This is a genomic window from Eubacterium sp. AB3007 (assembly GCF_000688015.1).
In the GTDB taxonomy this organism is placed as follows: domain Bacteria; phylum Bacillota; class Clostridia; order Peptostreptococcales; family Anaerovoracaceae; genus Aminicella.
Genome location: NZ_JIAD01000001.1, coordinates 185,720 through 204,755 on the forward strand (window position 1 = coordinate 185,720; position 19,036 = coordinate 204,755).

Sequence of the window (19,036 nt, forward strand, 5' to 3'; positions counted from 1 at the left end):
AATTTTTTCCTTCGCAAATAGCCCATGTGCCATTTCTAAGGAAGTTTAAACATTCCCGAGGGGATTTGGATAGCTTTGAATCCGAAATAGTAGGCATTATTGTAAATTAATGAAGGAATCGCGCGGCTCCAAAGCGCGGCCAAAAGCGTGGTCCAAAGCGTAGAAGACGTATCTTAAGGAAATAAAGGGGAAGGATGAAAGACATTAAGAAACTGGCCACCGCAGTACTGGTACTGGCGGTGGGGATCGCGGCGGGGGCGTTCGGCCTGCAGGGAAGTCTGCCGAACCTGTCAGCAGAGGTGCCGGAACAAGGTGTTTCTTCGACGCAGGCGCCGGCGACTTCGGAGGCTTATGACGTAGTGGAGGACAACCAGCCGGCCTTTGATGCTGCCCAACAGAAGCAGGCCAGAAACTCCTATATTACACTGGGACCTCTGGACAAGAGAGGAAGGTGTACAGCCTGCACCGCCAGCCTGTCCCGAGAGACCATGCCCGGTGCAGGACAGGAGAGGGAGGATATCTCCATGGTACACCCCACTGGATGGCGTTCCGGGGAGGGGTGGGAACGATGCCATCTGATCGGGTATCAGCTCAGCGGCCTAAACGCGGAGAAACGAAATCTGATCACCGGAACTCACTATTTCAACGTCACCGGGATGCTGCCCTTTGAGAATGAGGTGGCCGATTATATCCGAAGGACAGGCAATCACGTGCTGTATCGGGTCACTCCAAAATTCCGGGGGAAGGAGATGGTAGCACGATCCGTGGAGATGGAGGCTTTGTCCGTGGAGGACGATGGCGCCGGAGTGCGTTATCATGTGGAGGTCTACAACAAAGCCCTGGGCGCGGAGATCGACTACAAGACAGGGGAAGTTCTCGGAGAAGAGGGAATCCATTCCAACGACAAGCGGTTGTATGTGATCAACACCAATACCGGGAAGTTCCATTACCCTTCCTGCAATTCCGCCAAAACCATGGCAGAGAAGAACAGGAAGGAAGTGAAGGCTGCCCGGGCGGATCTTATCAAAGAAGGGTACGAACCCTGCGGAAGCTGCGAGCCATAGGGACGCAAGACACTCGCGCATTGACAAGCTGTGTTTTCTGTGTGAAAATGAAAGGGTGAAGGGGGAGAAATAAGTGAAACATAATCTTAGGAAGCGGATTTTAGTCCTGGCAACGATCCTCACCATGCTGATATGTGTGCCGACCGTGAACAGCTGCGCAACAGAGGTGCCGAAGGAAGATCCGATTCAGACGATCGTTCAAAATATGACCCTGCGGCAGAAGATCGCCCAGTGTCTGATGATGGATTTTCGGAAGTGGAACGATGCAGAGGGTGAAGCACAAAACATGACCAGGCTGGCGCCTGAGGTGAAGACCATCCTGGAGGAGTACCAGTTTGGCGCGGTGATCTTGTTTGCGGAGAACATCCAGAAAACAGGAGATACAGTTGCTTTGACGAAGGAAATGCAGGATGCGGCCACCGCCAAGGGAGGCCTGCCCCTGCTGATCGCAACAGATCAGGAGGGCGGTATCGTGTACCGTTTGGGAAGCGGGACGGCACTGCCCGGTAATATGGCCCTGGCTGCCACGGGAGACTCCAATAACGCCAGGCTGGCCGGCGAGATCATCGGTCGGGAACTGGAAAGCGTGGGGATCAACACCACTCTGGCTCCGGTGATCGATGTGAACAACAACGCCAACAATCCGGTGATCGGGCTTCGCTCCTTCAGTGACGATGCGAACATGGTCGGAGAGTATGGCGCGCAGTACATCAAGGGTCTGAATGCGTACGACACCATCGGCTGTGCTAAGCACTTCCCGGGACACGGCGATACAGACACCGATTCTCATACGGGACTTCCGGAGGTGAAGAAATCTTTGGATCAGCTGAAGAACAACGAGCTGAAGCCCTACACCATCGCCATCGATAAGGGGATCGACATGATCATGTCCGCCCACATTCTATATCCGGGATTGGACGACACGACCGTTCTGTCCGAAAAAACCGGAAAAGAGGAGCGTAGACCGGCGACTTTGTCCCACAAGATCCTGACCGACCTGCTTAGAAATGACATGGGATTCCAGGGTGTCGTGGTGACCGATGCCATGAACATGGAAGGGATCTCCAAGAGATTTTCCATGGGACAGGCCACCACGGAGGCGCTGAAAGCCGGCGCGGATCTGGTATGTATGCCGCTGACCGGAATCACAGATAAGACACAATGGACCAGTGCTATGGGAGAGATCCTTGGTTATGTGGAAAATGCGGTCGCAGAGGACGAACTTTCGGAAGCGCGCCTGGACGAGGCCGTTACCAGAGTACTGACCCTGAAACAGAAGAAGGGAATTCTTAACTACGACGCCTCCCAATACACCCAGACACGTGCCAATGATACGGTTGGAAGTGAACAGAACCGCAAGCTGGAGAGGGAGATCTCTGCCAAGGCAGTGACCGTCATCCAGAACCGAAAGAGTACGCTTCCTGCTACTGCAACCAAAGACACCAGGGTCCTGATGATGGCGCCCTACGAGAACGAGCTCGCCCAGATGGTAATGGGATTCAACCGCGTCAAGAAGGCTGGTCTGGTGCCGAAGGCTACGGAGGTGGAGATCTATTGTTACAGCGAAGGTGATTATGAGATCGAAGGGGACCTGAAGGAGGCTTTGGATTGGGCGGACGTGGTGCTCATGAACTCCGAGGTGTCCAGAGCAACGCGGTTGACTGGCGAACACTGGACTTCTGCCGGCCCAATGGCCTATACCAGATACTGCAAGGAGCATGGCAAGAAAAGCATCGTTCTCTCCGTGGACAAGCCTTACGATGTGCAGATCTACCCGGATGCTGATGCCGTCATGGCGGTCTACGGATGGAAGGGCTCCGACATCAAGATCAACGGAAAGCTGATGCGTGGGGATCTCACCGCATACGGCCCTGCCTGCGGTCCCAACATCGTTGCCGGTGTAGAGGTCGCCTTCGGAGTGTTTGGCGCGTCCGGCAAGCTGCCGGTGAACGTGCCGGCGCTTGACAAAGCAAACAAGGTCTATACAGACCAGGTGAAGTATCCGAGAGGCTACGGTCTGACCTACAAGGCGCGCAGGCCAGAGGCGAAGTCCGTGCCCGCTACACCAGCGCCTGACCTGAAGAAGGCGGCGATCAAGTCCGTGAAGGCGAAGAAGAAAGCGCTTAAGGTGAAGCTGCGCACAAAGCCTTCTGCCAGGGGCGGCACCCACTACCAGATCGCTTTCAAGCTCAAGTCCGACAAGAAATGGAAATACAAGACAACGACCAAAGCCAAGATCACGCTAAAGAAACTGAAGAGGCACAAGAAGTATGTGGTCAAAGCCCGCGTTATTAAAAAGATGGGCGGGAAAACCTACTATGGTGCATGGAGTAAGAAGAAAATCAAGAAGGTAAAATAACAGTTCAATAGTATTTTAAAGAGGGTGTTGTCCCCATACACGGATGGATACTTCGCACGATCATCACATAATAAACCAAATAATAACAAGAGTCCTTCCAATTCTGTTGACGATGAGTTGCTATACTTGTGGAAACCAGGCAAGTTAGAGTCAAGACAGGATGGGAGGACTTTTATGTTATATTGGAAGGCAAAGAGTGCCGCGATCGTCAATCATCTGAAGAAGTTGAGCATCAGGAAGATCGCAACTGTAACCATGGCAGCACTGATCGGGTTGATGGCTCCGATCGCAACTGTCGCAGATATCTATGCGGATGACAAGGCCGGCAGCGCAAACACACAGACGGAGCAGCCGGCCCAGCCACCCTCGGGGCAGCAGAACGGCCAGCCGCCCAACGGCGCCCCTCCGGCAGGGGATCCGCCTTCGGGAGCGCCCCAGGGACAGCCGCCTTCGGGTTCGGGCAGCGGAGCAGATACCCAGTCGTACGACTACAATGGAGATTTGTCCGCCAGCAAGACAGCCGACGGCAAAGCGGTGACCATTGAGAATGAGACGATCTCGTCGACGGAAGCGGACAAGAATGTGGCGCTGGCAGAGAATGGCGGTACCCTGACCATCAGCGGTTCCACTCTGAACAAATCCGGCGATAGCCAGAACGCTGATAACACCAACTTTTACGGCACCAACGCTTCCGTGCTGGCAGTGGGGGAGAAGAGCCAGGTCTACATCGATAGTTCCGGGATCACCAGCACCAGCGAAGGCAGCAATGGGATCTTTGCTACCGATAACGCTTCCGTGTTTGCCAACAACGTGGCCATCACCACCAGGGACAGCAACAGTGCCAGGGGGTTGGATGCCACCTATGGTGGGACGATCATTGCGAACAATATGACCATCTCCACAGAAGGCGACCACAGCGCGACCCTGGCCACCGATCGGGGTGGCGGCAACCTCTCTGTCACCAACAGTACCTTGAGCACCAAGGGCTCCGGCTCGCCACTTCTCTACTCCACGGGGAATATCCAGGTGGACAACGTCACCGGCACAGCCAGTGGCAGCCAGATCGCCGGCATGGAGGGGAAGAACCGGATCCTCATCAGTCGTTCCACTTTGGACAGTACCAACGATAACAAGAGCGGCAGCGACCCTATCAAGAACGGGGTGATCCTGTACCAGTCCACCTCCGGAGATGCGGATACCAGCACGGATGAGGCAGCTTTCTTCCAGGCGGTGGATTCCACCCTGAAGACCAGCATTACGGATGGTGCCATGTTCTACGTCACCAATACCGAGGCCAACGTGGTCCTCTCCGGCACCACCCTGGACTTTGACAGCCAGAAGGTAAATCTGATCTCCTCGGTGACCAACGATAACAACTGGGGGCAGAGCGGCAGTAACGGCGGCAAGCTGACCTTCACCGGTATAGGCGAGTCCCTCAGCGGTGATGTTCAGGTGGACAAAGCCAGCAGCGTATCGCTGTATCTCCTCTCCGGTAGCACATGGGACGGCGCTCTGGCGAAGGGGAGCACGGCGAAGAACCTCACCGTGAACGTAGATGCGGATTCCACATGGACCCTTACGGAAGATACCACTGTCGGTACCCTGAATGCGGCCAAGGGAGCCAAGGTGGTGGATCAGGAGGGGAAGACTGTGAGCATCGTGCAGGATGGAAAGACCCTTGTGGAGGGAGACAGCGGTGTCACCCTTACCGTCAGCAAGTACACCACCAAAGTGAAGACCAGTGATACCAATAAGGTAAGCACGGATACCATCGATCGGACGGACTTCGATCAGTACTACAAGACTACCACCGCCTACGGGGACAATAGCGGTAGCAGCGGGGCGGATCTCGGAAGCACCTCCGACGGAGAAAGTATTCTGGATAGGATCTCCAACTGGCTAAAGGGGGTGTTCGCATGAGAGGTAAGTGGATAGGGATTCTGGCTACGCTTTTTGCCGGGGCTCTACTGCTGGCAGGATGTGCCGGGAGCACGGAGAACTCCTCAACAGCGGTGACCAGCGAAGAGGAGAAGGCGAACATCGAAAAGACTCTGAATCTGGCCAACAACGAAAACCAGGAATGGGCATATGACACAGAGGCAGATGCCTGGGTGCTGTCCATCGTGACGGCGGTGACCAACCCGGAGAATGCGGACGAGCAGGGGGTGTCTGTCTGCGTGCCTGGCGTTTACGTCAAGGGCGTCGACACGGATAAGGACGGAAAGGCGGATACCACCGCCAAGACCTATCAGAGTGCGGTGAAGGGATCCCTGGTCATTGACGGAGAGGCGACCATCAATAGCAGCAACGGACAGAAGTATACGGCTTCTACTGCGCCGGTGATTCTGAATACCGGCGCGGAGGGCTACAGCGCCCAGGAAAACCAGCTTGCCCAGACCACCTATGCCAAGGAGGGCTACATCAATGTGGCCTGCGGTAACCGGGGCAAGCAGAACAGCACCACTGATGGCGCCGGGAATACAGTCTATTACGGGGATGCTCCCAGCTGTCTGGTGGACCAGAAGGCAGCAGCCCGCTACGTCAAGTACAACATCCTTCTGGGGAACCTGCCGGGCAGTGTGGATCACTTTGTGTCCACGGGCGGATCGGGTGGCGGCGCCCATGCCACCATGTTCGCCGCCACCTCCAACAATCAGGACTACTACAATTACCAGATCGAAGCCGGCGCTGTGGGCGTCTACAGGACTGAGGATGGCTATTCCACCACCGTCACCATCGACGGAAAGGACTACGATCTGTCTGACGGAGCCTGGGGCTGCGTCGCCTACAGCGCCATTTCCTCCCTGGAGGAGGCGGACATGGCCATGGCCTTCGAGTATTACATGGATACCGACTACAACTTCAACACATCCTTCCAGAAGCAGCTGGCTCAGTACCTGTCTCAGGAGTATATGGACTACATCAACTCCCAGAAGCTGTCGGTGAAGGAGGCGGAGGTGGGATTCGACCTGAACAACGACGGGGACAAGGAGGACACCATCCAGCTCACCATCGAGTATGATGCATCCAAATACAAGGATACCAACGGGTACGGCGGTACCTACCTGGATCTGTACCTGGCGGAGTTCCAGTCGAACCTCCAGAAATATCTGGACGATCTGGACTACGCCGAAGGGTGGACCTGGTTTGACGAGGACGGGAAGGCTTTGTCCGACAAAGCCGTGTCGAAGATGTCTTCTGAGGACAAAGCCAAAGCTTTCATCGAAGGCCGCTACACCAAGTCAGAGGCGGACAGCAATCAAATGAAGGGCCCCATGGGGCAGCAGGGAGGTCTCCAGGGGAAACCTGACGGACAGCCGCCTACGGGAGCACTGCAGGGGGGACAGAACGGTGGCAGAGCGGGTACACCGGACGCCGGTACCACCCAGGCCTCCGGGAGCAGCAAGGACTCCGGAAATTACAGCAGCTACAGCGACATGTTGCAGGAATACCAGTCCGACATTCAGGAGATTGAGAGTGGGGACAAGTATGGCAACAATATCGTTTCGCTGTATAATCCGCTGAACTATATCGGTGCCGAGAGCACGGAGGCGCCGGCCTGGACCAGGATCGTCATGGGAGCGTCCGAGGGAGATATGTCCATGTTCAACTCCCTGAACCTACAGATCGCCTGGCTGAACGCCGGCACCGATGCTGAGATCGAGTGGCAGTGGGATGGAGGTCATGTGCCCAACGAGATCTTTGGGGATTCCCTGAGCCTCTATGTGGATCAGATGTATGCAAAGTATGTGGAGGGCGCGGCCACCGTGGAAAAGGAAGCCGCTTCCAAGACCACCAGCAACGGCACCGCCACAGAGGCCACCGGTACAGACATCAGCAAGTGGGTCAACTATGGGGATCTCTCCAATGTGTCCTTCACTTTGGCGGATGCGGTGAGTTACCGGACCGCCGGCGCCAATAAGTCTACGCCGGGATTCGACACCATCGACTATGGTCAGGAGGACTACGTTTTCGGCAGCAGTACCAAGGATGCTCGCCACTGGAACAAGTACCTGTTGAAGGTACTGGAAGAACATCAGAGCGATCTGGAGAAGCTATTCAACAAGGGATAACACAAAAACGATATGTTTTGTTCGCAAAACCATCACATTTCTCTGTTATGATAATAGTGTCAGAAGGATAACAAACGACAACAACTTTCTTTTCAACATTCTTTCTCAATAACAACTCCTAGCAGACCTCGCCATTGGCGGGGTCTGTTTGGTGAAATGACCAGGCCAGACCGGTTACCGTTCAGGTGATCGGTTCTGTTTTTTTGCTTTTCTGTCTGAGACGGAGACCGTAGAGGCGGTTTGGAAATATGGTAGTGGCCACGCCATGATCATATACGAAAGTAACCACTATGAAACGGAAGTGTGCGTGAAATGATAGTGGTGGTTTAGGAATATGGTAATGGCTACGCCACTATTATATCCAGGAGTCGACTGTATGAACGGACGATGCCTGCAAGTTAACAGTTGCGAACGACATGTTTTGCTTTAATTATACGTTATGAGGTGCTACAATATAAACATGATGGAGGATGAGGAGTATACGATCTTCACATTCCGGGTATATGGAAAGTACATAACTGCGGTCGCTTCTGAGATTGAAGAACTTGGACGAAGTGACCGGGCCGAGGCGATTGGGGCGCTTGCGGAAGAATTGGAAACCAAGACTGAGCAGTTCAAAGAAGGTCTGGTCACAGAGCCTGCCTATGTGGAGGAATGCCTCTGGATCTGTCTGGAAGCGTCGATGAAGATCGTCTGCGCTTATCTGGCTATCGTTGACAAGCGTGGAATCACTGATTTCGCAGAGGCTGGACTGTTGTTTGCACTACAATATAGCCGTCTTAAGATGTATAGGCAGGAACAGGCTTTGTTGGAGAAATATCTCCGGTGTCAGCGACGTCTGGATGGGAAACTGGAGAGGCAATTCGTCGCATTTCAGGAAGAACTTACCGCACAGGCAGATCAGTTCAATGTGTTGATACAGGAGGCTTTCTCGACGGATTTTCGAACATCTCTCAGAGGGTCAGCAGATCTGGCGCGCGCGGCAGGTGTAAAAGAAGCAGATATTCTGGAAACGATTGAGGACGTGGATGCGTTTTTCATGTGATTCAACAACGAACAGACTGGCAAAGCCAAATAATGTTAGAACAGGTAGGTGATATGATGAGAAAACGAACGGCAATGATCATCGCAGGAGCGGTATTCGTGATGATGGCTCTGACAGGGTGCATGAGCAAGCAACCGCAGACAGCAACACTGTCACTGGACGCAAATCCGACGACTGGCTACGAATGGAGAGTGGAGCAGGAGCCGGAGATCTTTGACATTTCCTCCGAGTATGTACAGGACAAAGCCGACGAGGAGCTGGATGGCGTCGGAGGAACCGAAGTGTTCACTCTGACACCGAAGAAAGAGGGAAAGGCCAAGGTCAGCTTTTACTACGAACGGTCGTGGGAGAAGGACAAAGCCGATACCAGTCTGACCTATCAGATTTCTGTGGACGGGAACAAGCAGATCAAGGTAGAAGCCCAAAGCGGAGGGCTGCCCGGAGATATTTCAACAGTGCCGGAAATTCCGGAAATGGAGATCCAGTGATTGGCAGACGACGGAAGGGCGCCGACATGATATATATATTAAATTTTTTGGATGAATAATATATTATTAACATCTTATTTGTGGTAGTATATAGTGTAGAGAGGTGGTCACATCCAAATCGCACATTTTTTTAAGGAGGAAGTGAGAATGAAGAAACTGATGACATTAGCAGTTGCTGCAATCATGGTAGTATCCGCACTTACCCTCACTGCCTGCGGCGGAGGGGGAAGCTCTGACCAGGATCTTTCTGACAGCAAATATGTCGGTACCTGGAAGTCTGTGAGCTTTGAACTGATGGATGAGTCTGAATCCCCCGAGGAAGGGGAGGAGATCTTCATGACGCTCAACGGAGATGGAACGGGGACTATGACTGGAACATCAGAAGGCGAAGAAGAAACAAGCGACTTCACATGGGAGCCTACTAGCAATGGATTTAAGACAAAGGGTGATCTCAAACTGAAATTCACAGATGATGGTGACAAGATCAAAGCCACCGTAATCGGCGTTGACATGATTTTCGAAAAACAGTAACAGTGACAGGATCAGGCGCTCTGACATTGCGGAGCGCCTTTTTCGAACTATGGGAAGTGATATTGTGTTTGCGAATAAACTGAAACCATACATTCAGGCAATGCCTGATCTGTTTAATTATGAGATCGTTTCCAAAGTGCTGCTCGGCATCCTGCTCTATCTGTTAGGGCAGATTTCGCAGGCGCTACTTGAAAGCAGTGGAAGAGTTGCGGTGACCTCAGGCGATTACCAGTTCCTTTTCGGCACATGGCAAGGACTCCTTATTTTGGTGGTTGGAATCGTATCACTGTTTATCTATGTGGCCATTGACCTGAATGCCACGATCGCGCTCTGTGGCGATCTGGTTATCGGAAAAGAAGTATCTGTTACACGCAGCATCAAGGAAGGATTCGTATCGATCCGAAAGCTGATCAGCCTACAAGGAATTCTGGTGGTGTTGTACATCGCATTGATCGCGCCGATTCTGGGGATCGGCCTCTCGGTCTCCGCGACACGGGGGTTTTATATTCCTAATTTTATATCGGCCTTTATCAAAGATTCGGTTCTCTATTCTGCTCTGGCAGGAGTAGTGGCACTCCTCTTTCTGTTTATCGGGATTGCGAATCTGTTTCTGCTTCACGGAATCGTAATCGATGGGTTGTCTGCTGGCTCCGCAAGCGATCAGTCCAGAAGACTCATTCGAGATAACTGGAAGGATTATCTGAAACAAAACGTGCTTTGTTTTGTGACGATCACCGCACTGCTTGCAGGGGTCGCCATCCTATTCCTGTTCTTGCCTCTGAAACTGATCACGCTGCTTCCGGCGGGTGTGATCAGCCGGATCCTGACGATCTTCTTCGTTTCGGCGGGGGCGATCATTTCGATGCTGACAGGGCTGTTGGGCATTCCACTGTATCTTATGAAGATGACACAGTTGTTTTATTCCTATAAACAGGGGGAAGAGTATCCGTACCATGAGGTCGAAAAAGCAGAACTGTTCAAATCCCGCAAGGTGACGATCGGTACCCTGATTGCGATTGCGGCTGCGGTACTGCTCATGTTCGGATACTTTGATCAGCTGTTCCCGCAGAGGACGAGTGTGAATGTCATCGCGCACCGCGGAGGCGGCAGCGAGGCCAGTGAGAATACTCTGGCAGGTCTGGAGTCGGCCTGGAACAACGGCGCTTACGGGAGCGAGATCGACATCCAGAGAACCAAAGATGGACACTATGTGGTGAACCACGACGGTACGTTTAAGCGTGTCGCGGGAGATGAGAGAAAACCGGAGGACATGACGCTGAAGGAAGCCAAGAAACTGACCATCGATGGAGAGCCTGTAGCGACCCTTCCGGAGATGTTGATCACCAGCAAGGGAAGGCTCGTGCTGTTTATAGAACTGAAGGGGAAGACGGCAGACAAGAAGATGGCCGAAGATACCGTGAAACTGGTGAAGCAGTTCCAAATGGAAGAGGAGTGCGTGCTGATCTCACTGAAGTATGACCTGATCAACTATATCGAGTCGACCTATCCGGAGATCCAGACTGGGTTCCTGACCTTCGCCTCTTACGGGGAGACCGCACAGCTTAACTGTGATTATATCGGACTGGAAGAGGAATCGGCGACAGCCGATGCCATCAGTGCCATCCACAAGGAAGGGAAGAAGGCGCTCGTCTGGACCGTCAATGAAAAAGGCGCTCAGAAGCACTTCCTTTGCACCAAGGCAGATGGGATCATTACCGATCATGTGAAACAGGCGACCGAGCTCTCCTCGAAACTGGATCAGAGGTCAGATCTTGACCGCATGGTGGACAAGGTCAAAACGATACTGTAATAATCAAGCAAAGAGACCGGAGGAATAGGCACATGAAACTCGGAAGATATTTGAGAAAGCTGAAGAACAGTTACCGCAGCAACAAGAAAACATTTGCGTTCTATATCATACTTCGAATCATGGTTGTGCTGACCCTGATCCGTAGCCTTGTGGCCCATAACTATGAAAGCGCAGCGACCTGTATTCTCGTGCTACTGCTGTTCCTGCTTCCGGCATTGATCGAGGATCTGATGGATCTGACGATTCCTCCGCTATTCCAGGGCATCCTGTTTGGGTTTATCTTCGCTGCAGAGATACTGGGCGAAGTAGATCATTACTATGTGAAAATACCGGGTTGGGATACCATCTTGCATACGCTGAATGGATTTCTCTTTGCTGCAGTCGGGTTCTCTCTGATCTATCTGTTGAACAGAGGAAGCAAAAGCTTCAATCTGTCTCCCTTCTATCTGACCTTGGTCGCATTCTGCTTTTCCATGACCATTGGTGTGATATGGGAGTTCTTTGAGTGCGGTATGGATCTGTTCTTTGATATGGATATGCAGAAGGACTTTGTGGTGCAGAACATCAACTCGGTCACATTGGACCCGAAGAATGGGGGCAAGGTGATCCATGTGGATGACATAACCAGCACACTGATCCGGACTTCCTCCGGGAAGACATACACGATCCAAGGAGGCTATCTGGACATCGGCATCCTGGATACCATGAAAGATCTGTTGGTCAATCTGATCGGGGCGGTGGTATTCTCGATCATAGGTTATACGACATTGAAAACATCCAAAACAAGCAAAGTGGCAGATAGCCTGATGATCAGACCGAATGAGCACGCGGTCCAGGAGTGAGCCGGCAGGCCTCCGACGCTACAGCGGCCGAACAGGCAGGTCCGGATACAACGCGGGCAGGCGGTTTGCTGCTACTGGAAATGAATGTCGGTATTTCTCGACATCGTCTTCAATGTCATAGATTAGAAGGCCTTCTCTGTCTGTCATCAGAATCTCCCGATCGCCGGCAGCGACCGGAAGGAATTCTCCTAGGGGATTTACCGCCGCGCTGCATCCCCCATAATGAAATCTCCCATTTCGTCCTACACAGTTCACTGCCAGGATGTATTGCTGGTTCTCCATGGCGCGTGCCTGGAGCAACGTCTTCCAGTGGCTGTACTGGTATTCCGTTTCCTCCCAGTTTGCGGGCAGCAGGACCAGGTGCGCCTGCTCCGACAGTTTGCTGATGAGTTCAGGGAACCAGAGATCATAGCAGATGAACGTACCTGTCGGGATTCCGCAGATCTGGCAAAGCGCCATGTGGTCCCCGGGGCGAAATGCCTGCCCCTTCCTGGCTCCCTGGAACAGATGGATCTTGGTATAGTCGCTCAGGATATTTCCGTCCTTTCCGACAATGGTGTAGTGGTTCTCATATTTTCTTCTTTCAGAGGGGGGCACTGGCAATGCGTCCCGCCTGACCCATCCGAATCCGATGGCGAGGCCGTAATGCTCTGCCAATCGGAGATTCTCCTGCACGATCCGGCAGTCCTCCAGCGAGTTTCCGGCGAAAAACCCGTCATAACACGTTTCCGGCATCAGAAAAACATCCACCCCATCGCTGGCTGCTCTTGCAAGCTGATGGCGGACCTTAGCGTAATTCCTGTCCTCATCGTTCCATACAATATGCATTTGATAAAGTGCGGCTCTCATGGTGTGTCCTCCTGAGGAAAGTATATCACAGACGGCCGATCTGTGATACTATATTACTGAGCAAAGGGAGGAAAGTGAATATGAACAGAGATATAGAACACAGAGCAACAGAGTTGTATGACCGCTTCCGGCAGCGGTCGTCGAAGGACGATGAGTTTCATGATTGGGAGGAGTACCGCGCCCAGTTGACGGACTTCGTCGTGCAGAATACCCGCAAGGGGGCATCGCTGTTGATCCTGGGAGCGGGGAAGTGCAACGACCTGGATCTCGGGATACTTCGGGAGCACTGCGGGAGCATGGCTTTGTGCGATTACAGACCAGAAACAGCAGAAGAGGCTTTTCGGCGGTACGAACTGGAGCCGTCTGCGCACCTGCGGTTCGTGCAGGCAGATTTTGTGGGTATCACAGATGAGGACTACCTTGCCTACACAAAGCATTTGCTCCGGGTGATGGAGAAGCTGCAGGCGCAGGCAGGAGACAGCCTGGAGGATATTGCAGGGGAAGAACTGCAGGCCTTGCAGGAGGAGCTGGAACGCATCTACAGTAACAACGACTCGTACCAGATCGATTTGGGAGACGATACGTATGACAATGCTGTCATCGCCGGTGTCCATAGTCAGCTAAACAACTCGTTTCGGGGGATCTTCCAGTATGTTCGTAAGGATGTAGAGGATGCGGGCGGAAAGGTCCGGTATCTGAAGGAATTGAACGAGGCGATCTTCCAGTGCACCAGAACACATACGCTGGATCTGGTGCGGCGCTTCAATGAGGCGGTCTTTGGAGTTGTCCGTGATGGCATCGTATACGGGTATGAGGACAGCATCATCTTCACCCCGGAGGGCAGGCGGCTTCCAGTGATCGGTACAGTGGACGGCGCGCGGCAGGCCGGAGAAGAACTTGAGGAACTTCCGGTGACAGAGCAGATGAAGTGCCTGTGGCCGCTATCCCGCAGAAGAAGGATCAAATTCGATATGATCGTGTGCTACATAGATTTCAGGAGGGGTCTGAAACATACCGATGCTACATAGATTTCAGGAGGGGTCTGAAACATACCGAAAGGCTAGAAATCTTTGAGGCCACCGATCGGGATGTGGACAGGATTATCGAGATCGAAAGTCACCCGGAGAACAGAGACTTCCTATGGGTGGGGACACCGGAAGAGCATCAGGAGGAGATCAGGGATCCAGGCCATTTGTTGCTACTCTTCAGAGACAGCCAGACGAAAACGGACTGGGATCCCGCCACGGATGGCTACCCGCATGTCTCCCAGGAGATCAAAGGGTACGCCCTGATCAGGCTCGACCACAAGTCCGATGTGTTTGAGATCAGGAGGATCGCGATCACAGAGAAGGGAAAAGGCTATGGAAGAGAAGCCATGGAGGCATTGATCGAGTACGCGTTTGAAGAGACGCAGACCAACCGGCTTTGGCTGGACGTGTATCCAGACAATCCCGCAGGGATCCATCTGTACGAGTCGTTGGGCATGCACAGAGATGGCGTGCTCCGGCAGAACTACAAGGCAGAGCGCGGCTATCTAGATCAGATAATCTACTCCCTCCTGCGAGAGGAGTATGAAAACACGAAAGGAGAGTGAACCGTATGTATGGAGCGATCTTAGGAGATATGATTGGAGCACCGTATGAGTTTGACAGAGGTGATAAGCGCAAGGATTTTGAGATGTTCAATGACCGGGTGCAGTTTACCGATGACACAGTAATGACCATTGCGGTGGCGGAGGCATTGGATGGACTCGTCCCGGAGGCAGGGGACCAGACCGTCCGGGAGGCGGTGGTGGAGTCCATGAAGAGATGGGGCAACCGATATCCCGATGCAGGCTATGGGGCAAGGTTCATTCATTGGCTGTCCCAGAGCGATCCACAGCCATATAACAGCTGGGGGAACGGATCTGCAATGCGGGTTTCCAGTGTCGGATGGCTGTATGACGGCCTGGAAGAGACCAGAAGGATGGCTGCTCTGACCGCCGAAGTCACCCATAACCATCCGGAGGGAATCAAGGGGGCAGAGGCGACGGCAAGCGTCATCTACCTTGCCAGAACCGGCAGCGACAAGGACGAGATCCGTGAGTACGTCCGCAGGGAGTTCGGGTATGATCTCTCTAGGTCCTGCGACGAGATCAGGCCATGGTACCACCATGTGGAGAGTTGCCAGGAAACGGTCCCGGAGGCCATCACCGCCTTCCTGGAAGGGGCGGATTTTGAAGATGTGATCCGGACAGCGGTCTCTCTTGGCGGAGACTGTGACACCCTGACCTGCATCGCAGGGAGTATGGCGGAGGCTTTCTTTGGTGTGCCGGAAGAGATGCAGGCAGAGTGTCGGAGACGTCTGCCGAAGGAAATGCTGGAAGTACTGGACCGATTCGATGCGATCAGGCGCTCTCGAGCATCATGTTTGTAAGGGCGTAGGGAAGCAGGGTGTCAGGATCGGTGGAAGGATCGATCCAGGCATCAACGATATGCTCCGGGAGCATGAGGGGCATGCGGTCGTGGATATGGGCGACACTGCCCGAGGGCTCGCGGGTGAGCACCACAAAATGCGGCAGGCCGCGTTCCATGCGGTACAGGCCACAAAGCCATGTTGTTTGTGCACCCTCCGGTTGGATCATGAACTTGTCACCAGTCCGCGCCTTCCCGTCTGCGTCTGTGTAATGGGCCCACTCAAAATACCAGGAGGCAGGGATGATGCAGCGATGCATCTTCCAGCCTTCTGCGAAGGTTTTCTTCTCGGCTGCCGTCTCAGAGCGTGCGTTCAGGAGCAGGGATGGTCTGACGCCTGATGCTCCCGCCATGGTATAGCCCCACTTCATGGGGAATACTCCTTTCCGCCGGCTCCTCCCGGTGGCGATCACCGGAGCGACATCAGAGGGCCGGATCTCTCCTTCGCGTTTCATCGTATCGCCGAGTTCCAGGAAATGGCGGGCGATGAACGTCCTGCCCGCCAGGTCGACGTACGGCAGCAGATCTGCGTTCTCCGGTTCGATATAGTAGCGTGTACACATGGCGATCTCCTCCTGGGGTAAGTATAGCATAATAAAGAGGCCAAAGAAAGATACAGAGGAAATACCCTAATACGGATGTGTATATGTATAACGAGCAAGGAAGGGGATACGGTTGCCCAAATCAATTAGTTGGTCTTTTTTGTTGCATTTACAAAGAAATAGTTCGGTAAGGATACGAGATTGTCTGAATAAACTGTTTTTTGTATCCGGAGTTGTGAATTCTGAGACGGGAGTAACTGAAATACTGATAGCCGTTGTCCGGGATACAAAAATCAGGGATTTTCGCATTATTATAGGAGTGAATGTATGAAGAAAAGGGTCTCCCCTGGCGGAAGACCCTCGGCGGAGTCAGGTTCAGGCATTTTCAAAATCTCGTTTCATCTGCTGCACGCGTTCCTCATCGCTGAAGATCTTGGCGATGGTGAGCGCGATGAGAGCTGCTCCCTGGCGCATCACATCGTGGGCATGATCGGAGCGGACTGCTTTTGCGAATTCCCTTGTGTGGATGACCACCTCCTGGGGTGTCAGCTGCAGACAGGGGTGGAAGGTGGGGCAGACATAGCTTACATTCCCCGCATCCGCAGATCCGAACACGGCTTCGTAGTCACCGTTGTCAGGGATGTCCAGCTCGCCGAACACCTCGCGCAGGGCATCTTCGCCTGTTTGATTCGGCCGCAGATCTGCGTACGTCTCCGCCGTGGGGTGTACGTCATAGGTGGTCCCTGTCGCCAGGCAGGCACCCTTGATGCAGTTCTCTACCTTTTTGTTGACTTCCTCCATATAATCTCTCTGTAGAGCTCGCACATAGAATTCCGCCGCTGCCCGCTCTGGTACCACACCGGGCATTTTGCCGCCCTCATGGATCACACCGTGGATACGCACATCCGGTTTCACATGCTGACGGAGCATATCCACGCCGTGAAAGGCAAGCTGCACCGCGTTCAGGGCGTTGATTCCCTCCCAGGGAGCAGCGGATGCGTGAGCGGCCTTTCCGTGGAAGGTATACATGTCGCTGCGCAGCGCCAGAAGTCTGGCGCGCACCAGGTTCTGATTGTATAGATGCACCATGATCGCCATATCATAGTCATCGAATACACCGTCCTGGACCATCTTACATTTGGCGCCGTCGATCTCCTCCGCCGGGGTACCGATGACGTGGATGTCCGTGTCCAGTGCCTCCTGAAGATCACTCAGTGCCACGCCTGCAAGACAACTGATGGCTGCGCTCAGGCAATGGCCGCAGGCGTGTCCGATCTCGGGAAGCGCGTCGTATTCTGCCATGATTGCCACCTTATACTGGTGGTCGTTGTTGCCACAGATGGCCCGGAAGGCGGTCTCGATCCCGTCGAAAGGGTATTCTGCCACAAAGCCATTCTCAACGAGCTTGGTGACGATCCGCTCTGAGGAGGCGTACTCCTCTCCCGATAACTCCGGGTGATCAAACAGATCATCGCTCATCTTGGCAAACTCTCCGTGACAGCCTTCGATCACTTCTTCAATACTTTCTTTCATTTCTGCATATTCCATGTCAATTCCTTTCCTGGTGGCTGATGAAACAGCCTCTTCGTCCGTCTACGATGGTATTGTCCTTCATGGCGATGCCGCCATCGACAATCACAAAATCAATTCCGATGGGTGGTTTTTCGCTCTCTTCAAAGGTGGCTCCATCCAGGATCGTCGCTGGATCGAACACCACCAGATCCGCGTCTGCGCCGACCTCAATCCGTCCTTTTCGGCAGAGGCCGAGCCTCTCGGCCGGTGCCAGCGTCATCTTCCTCAGTGCCTGGCAAAGGGACAGAGCGCGTTCTTCTCGAACATACTTTCCCAGCACTCTGGGGAAGGTGCCTGCGGCACGGGGATGGCCTTCTCCCCGCAGCAGGATCCCGTCACTGGCGATCATTCCGCGTTCATCCGCTACAGCCTGTCGTATTTCTTCCTCCCGCATCACAAACGCGACAGCTAGCATATTCGGGTATTTCTTTCGGGCGTCCTCAAAGATCTGTTTTGTGCATCGCTGATAGAGGAAGGGTTCGCCAGTGAGCAGAATACTGTCATAGTCGCGCCCCCACTTCCGGAAGCAGTCGTCATCGGCAAACACCTCTGAGCCGATTGAGGTGGAGAAGGCATCGTAGGGATAGGTATCATAATCCAGCCGTGGATCCTGATCCATCGCTTGATGGATCATCTGCAAGGCTTTGTCCATCTGCCCCATGGCAGCGCCACTGGAAAGGTGAGAGATCTGGAATTTTCCGGGGATCTCCGACTGCACGGCGATCATCTCTCGGATCGCAGCGTAGATGCCATCTCCGTCAGCGCGGTAATGAGCTGCCACCAAATGCTCCGGTGACTCTGCGGCCTGTGCTCCCTGTAGGAATTCCTCCGTGGTGATCCCGGGATCATACTCGATCCCGAAGGACACGCCAATGGCACCCTCCGCTAATTCTCGGCGAAGTATGTCGCGGATTCTGACACGGTCATTGGAACTGGCCTCTTCATGCCGGGGGATCCCCAGTCTGTAACGGCACTGATTGTATCCGGCCAGCATCATGTAGTGAATGGGAGACCCGTCGAGATGACGGATCATTTCCCGGAAAGCCGTCAGGGGCTGCTTCTGGTGACCGCAGTTGCCACCTACCGCCAGAGTTACGCCCATACGGAGCATTCGCTCTGCAATGACGTAGGTCGGACCTTCTCCTGCAAAATCCTCCTCGTGCATGTGTATGTCGATGAAGCCGGGGGAGACCACGCGGTCCTGAACATCGATCACCTGCCGTGCGGCAGGCTCGCCCTTGCCGATGTATTCGATCACCCCGTCACGGATCCCGATGGAAGCCTGTGTAAGCGTGTTTTGTGCATAGTCCGGATACTTTCCGTTGATTAGAAGATAGTCTAGCATTTGGTTTCACCTCCCCGCGTAAACAAAAAATGTCCGGGCACTTGCGGCCCGGACGCACTGAAT

Annotated in this window: 16 protein-coding genes; 12 read left to right on the forward strand and 4 right to left on the reverse strand. The window is 53.6% G+C overall.

Annotated features, from left to right (window positions below):
* Positions 1-194: 194 nt before the first annotated feature.
* From P156_RS0100860 to P156_RS0100900, 9 genes are all read left to right on the forward strand, one after another.
* Positions 195-1,064, forward strand: a complete 870-nt coding sequence (locus P156_RS0100860; RefSeq protein WP_027868534.1) for a DNA/RNA non-specific endonuclease — start codon at positions 195-197, stop codon at positions 1,062-1,064.
* A gap of 73 nt (positions 1,065-1,137) precedes the next feature.
* Positions 1,138-3,423, forward strand: a complete 2,286-nt coding sequence (locus P156_RS11025; protein ID WP_185752098.1) for a glycoside hydrolase family 3 protein — start codon at positions 1,138-1,140, stop codon at positions 3,421-3,423.
* A gap of 174 nt (positions 3,424-3,597) precedes the next feature.
* Positions 3,598-5,343: an adhesin gene (locus P156_RS11030; RefSeq protein WP_185752099.1), complete on the forward strand. Its 1,746-nt coding sequence runs from the start codon at positions 3,598-3,600 to the stop codon at positions 5,341-5,343.
* Positions 5,340-7,496 (forward strand): hypothetical protein, encoded by a 2,157-nt coding sequence (locus P156_RS12590; protein WP_051600468.1) that lies wholly within the window; start codon positions 5,340-5,342, stop codon positions 7,494-7,496. Before P156_RS11030 ends, P156_RS12590 begins: the two co-directional genes overlap by 4 nt.
* A 439-nt stretch (positions 7,497-7,935) precedes the next feature.
* Entirely contained in the window at positions 7,936-8,541 is a 606-nt protein-coding gene (locus P156_RS0100880) for a hypothetical protein (protein ID WP_185752100.1), read from the forward strand.
* Between the two features lie 53 nt (positions 8,542-8,594).
* On the forward strand, positions 8,595-9,029 hold the full coding sequence (locus P156_RS0100885) for a protease inhibitor I42 family protein (RefSeq protein ID WP_185752101.1): 435 nt from the start codon (positions 8,595-8,597) through the stop codon (positions 9,027-9,029).
* Positions 9,030-9,176: 147 nt separating this feature from the next.
* Positions 9,177-9,560 (forward strand): hypothetical protein, encoded by a 384-nt coding sequence (locus tag P156_RS0100890; protein WP_027868537.1) that lies wholly within the window; start codon positions 9,177-9,179, stop codon positions 9,558-9,560.
* A 64-nt stretch (positions 9,561-9,624) separates the two neighbouring features.
* The gene (locus tag P156_RS0100895; protein WP_185752102.1) at positions 9,625-11,370 is read left to right on the forward strand and encodes a glycerophosphodiester phosphodiesterase family protein; all 1,746 of its coding nucleotides are present in this window, start codon (positions 9,625-9,627) and stop codon (positions 11,368-11,370) included.
* 32 nt (positions 11,371-11,402) lie between these two features.
* The gene (locus P156_RS0100900; RefSeq protein WP_034801990.1) at positions 11,403-12,212 is read left to right on the forward strand and encodes a hypothetical protein; all 810 of its coding nucleotides are present in this window, start codon (positions 11,403-11,405) and stop codon (positions 12,210-12,212) included.
* A gap of 18 nt (positions 12,213-12,230) precedes the next feature.
* On the opposite strand, the gene P156_RS0100905 is transcribed toward P156_RS0100900, so the two are convergent.
* Positions 12,231-13,061, reverse strand: a complete 831-nt coding sequence (locus P156_RS0100905) for a nitrilase-related carbon-nitrogen hydrolase (protein WP_027868540.1) — start codon at positions 13,059-13,061, stop codon at positions 12,231-12,233.
* Positions 13,062-13,141: 80 nt separating this feature from the next.
* Between P156_RS0100905 and P156_RS0100910 the strand changes: the two genes are divergently transcribed.
* From P156_RS0100910 to P156_RS0100920, 3 genes are read left to right on the forward strand one after another with little or no spacing between them, the layout of a single operon-like run.
* Entirely contained in the window at positions 13,142-14,089 is a 948-nt protein-coding gene (locus tag P156_RS0100910) for a hypothetical protein (protein WP_027868541.1), read from the forward strand.
* Positions 14,041-14,655 carry a GNAT family N-acetyltransferase gene (locus tag P156_RS11040; protein WP_255344205.1) on the forward strand — a complete coding sequence of 205 codons (615 nt, stop codon included), beginning with the start codon at positions 14,041-14,043 and terminating at the stop codon, positions 14,653-14,655. The genes P156_RS0100910 and P156_RS11040 overlap by 49 nt, the downstream gene beginning before the upstream one ends.
* 5 nt (positions 14,656-14,660) lie before the next feature.
* The gene (locus P156_RS0100920) at positions 14,661-15,476 is read left to right on the forward strand and encodes an ADP-ribosylglycohydrolase family protein (RefSeq protein ID WP_034801993.1); all 816 of its coding nucleotides are present in this window, start codon (positions 14,661-14,663) and stop codon (positions 15,474-15,476) included.
* Here the strand turns inward: P156_RS0100920 and P156_RS12595 are convergent.
* The 3 genes from P156_RS12595 to P156_RS0100935 all read right to left on the reverse strand — a co-directional run bounded on the left by P156_RS12595 (position 15,448) and on the right by P156_RS0100935 (position 18,973).
* Positions 15,448-16,077 carry an SOS response-associated peptidase gene (locus P156_RS12595; protein ID WP_051600474.1) on the reverse strand — a complete coding sequence of 210 codons (630 nt, stop codon included), beginning with the start codon at positions 16,075-16,077 and terminating at the stop codon, positions 15,448-15,450. The two genes, P156_RS0100920 and P156_RS12595, sit on opposite strands and share 29 nt — an antisense overlap.
* A 354-nt stretch (positions 16,078-16,431) precedes the next feature.
* Positions 16,432-17,604 carry a M20 family metallopeptidase gene (locus P156_RS0100930; RefSeq protein ID WP_034801996.1) on the reverse strand — a complete coding sequence of 391 codons (1,173 nt, stop codon included), beginning with the start codon at positions 17,602-17,604 and terminating at the stop codon, positions 16,432-16,434.
* A gap of 1 nt (position 17,605) precedes the next feature.
* Positions 17,606-18,973 carry an amidohydrolase family protein gene (locus P156_RS0100935; RefSeq protein ID WP_027868544.1) on the reverse strand — a complete coding sequence of 456 codons (1,368 nt, stop codon included), beginning with the start codon at positions 18,971-18,973 and terminating at the stop codon, positions 17,606-17,608.
* Positions 18,974-19,036: the final 63 nt, after the last annotated feature.

Coding starts and splice junctions, on each gene's coding strand:
- P156_RS0100860 (WP_027868534.1), top strand. CDS start 195: ATGAAAGACATTAAGAAACTGGCCACCGCAGTACTGGTACTGGCGGTG.
- P156_RS11030 (WP_185752099.1), top strand. CDS start 3,598: ATGTTATATTGGAAGGCAAAGAGTGCCGCGATCGTCAATCATCTGAAG.
- P156_RS12590 (WP_051600468.1), top strand. CDS start 5,340: ATGAGAGGTAAGTGGATAGGGATTCTGGCTACGCTTTTTGCCGGGGCT.
- P156_RS0100880 (WP_185752100.1), top strand. CDS start 7,936: ATGAGGTGCTACAATATAAACATGATGGAGGATGAGGAGTATACGATC.
- P156_RS0100885 (WP_185752101.1), top strand. CDS start 8,595: ATGATGAGAAAACGAACGGCAATGATCATCGCAGGAGCGGTATTCGTG.
- P156_RS0100890 (WP_027868537.1), top strand. CDS start 9,177: ATGAAGAAACTGATGACATTAGCAGTTGCTGCAATCATGGTAGTATCC.
- P156_RS0100900 (WP_034801990.1), top strand. CDS start 11,403: ATGAAACTCGGAAGATATTTGAGAAAGCTGAAGAACAGTTACCGCAGC.
- P156_RS0100905 (WP_027868540.1), bottom strand. CDS start 13,061: ATGAGAGCCGCACTTTATCAAATGCATATTGTATGGAACGATGAGGAC.
- P156_RS0100910 (WP_027868541.1), top strand. CDS start 13,142: ATGAACAGAGATATAGAACACAGAGCAACAGAGTTGTATGACCGCTTC.
- P156_RS0100920 (WP_034801993.1), top strand. CDS start 14,661: ATGTATGGAGCGATCTTAGGAGATATGATTGGAGCACCGTATGAGTTT.
- P156_RS12595 (WP_051600474.1), bottom strand. CDS start 16,077: ATGTGTACACGCTACTATATCGAACCGGAGAACGCAGATCTGCTGCCG.
- P156_RS0100930 (WP_034801996.1), bottom strand. CDS start 17,604: ATGGAATATGCAGAAATGAAAGAAAGTATTGAAGAAGTGATCGAAGGC.
- P156_RS0100935 (WP_027868544.1), bottom strand. CDS start 18,973: ATGCTAGACTATCTTCTAATCAACGGAAAGTATCCGGACTATGCACAA.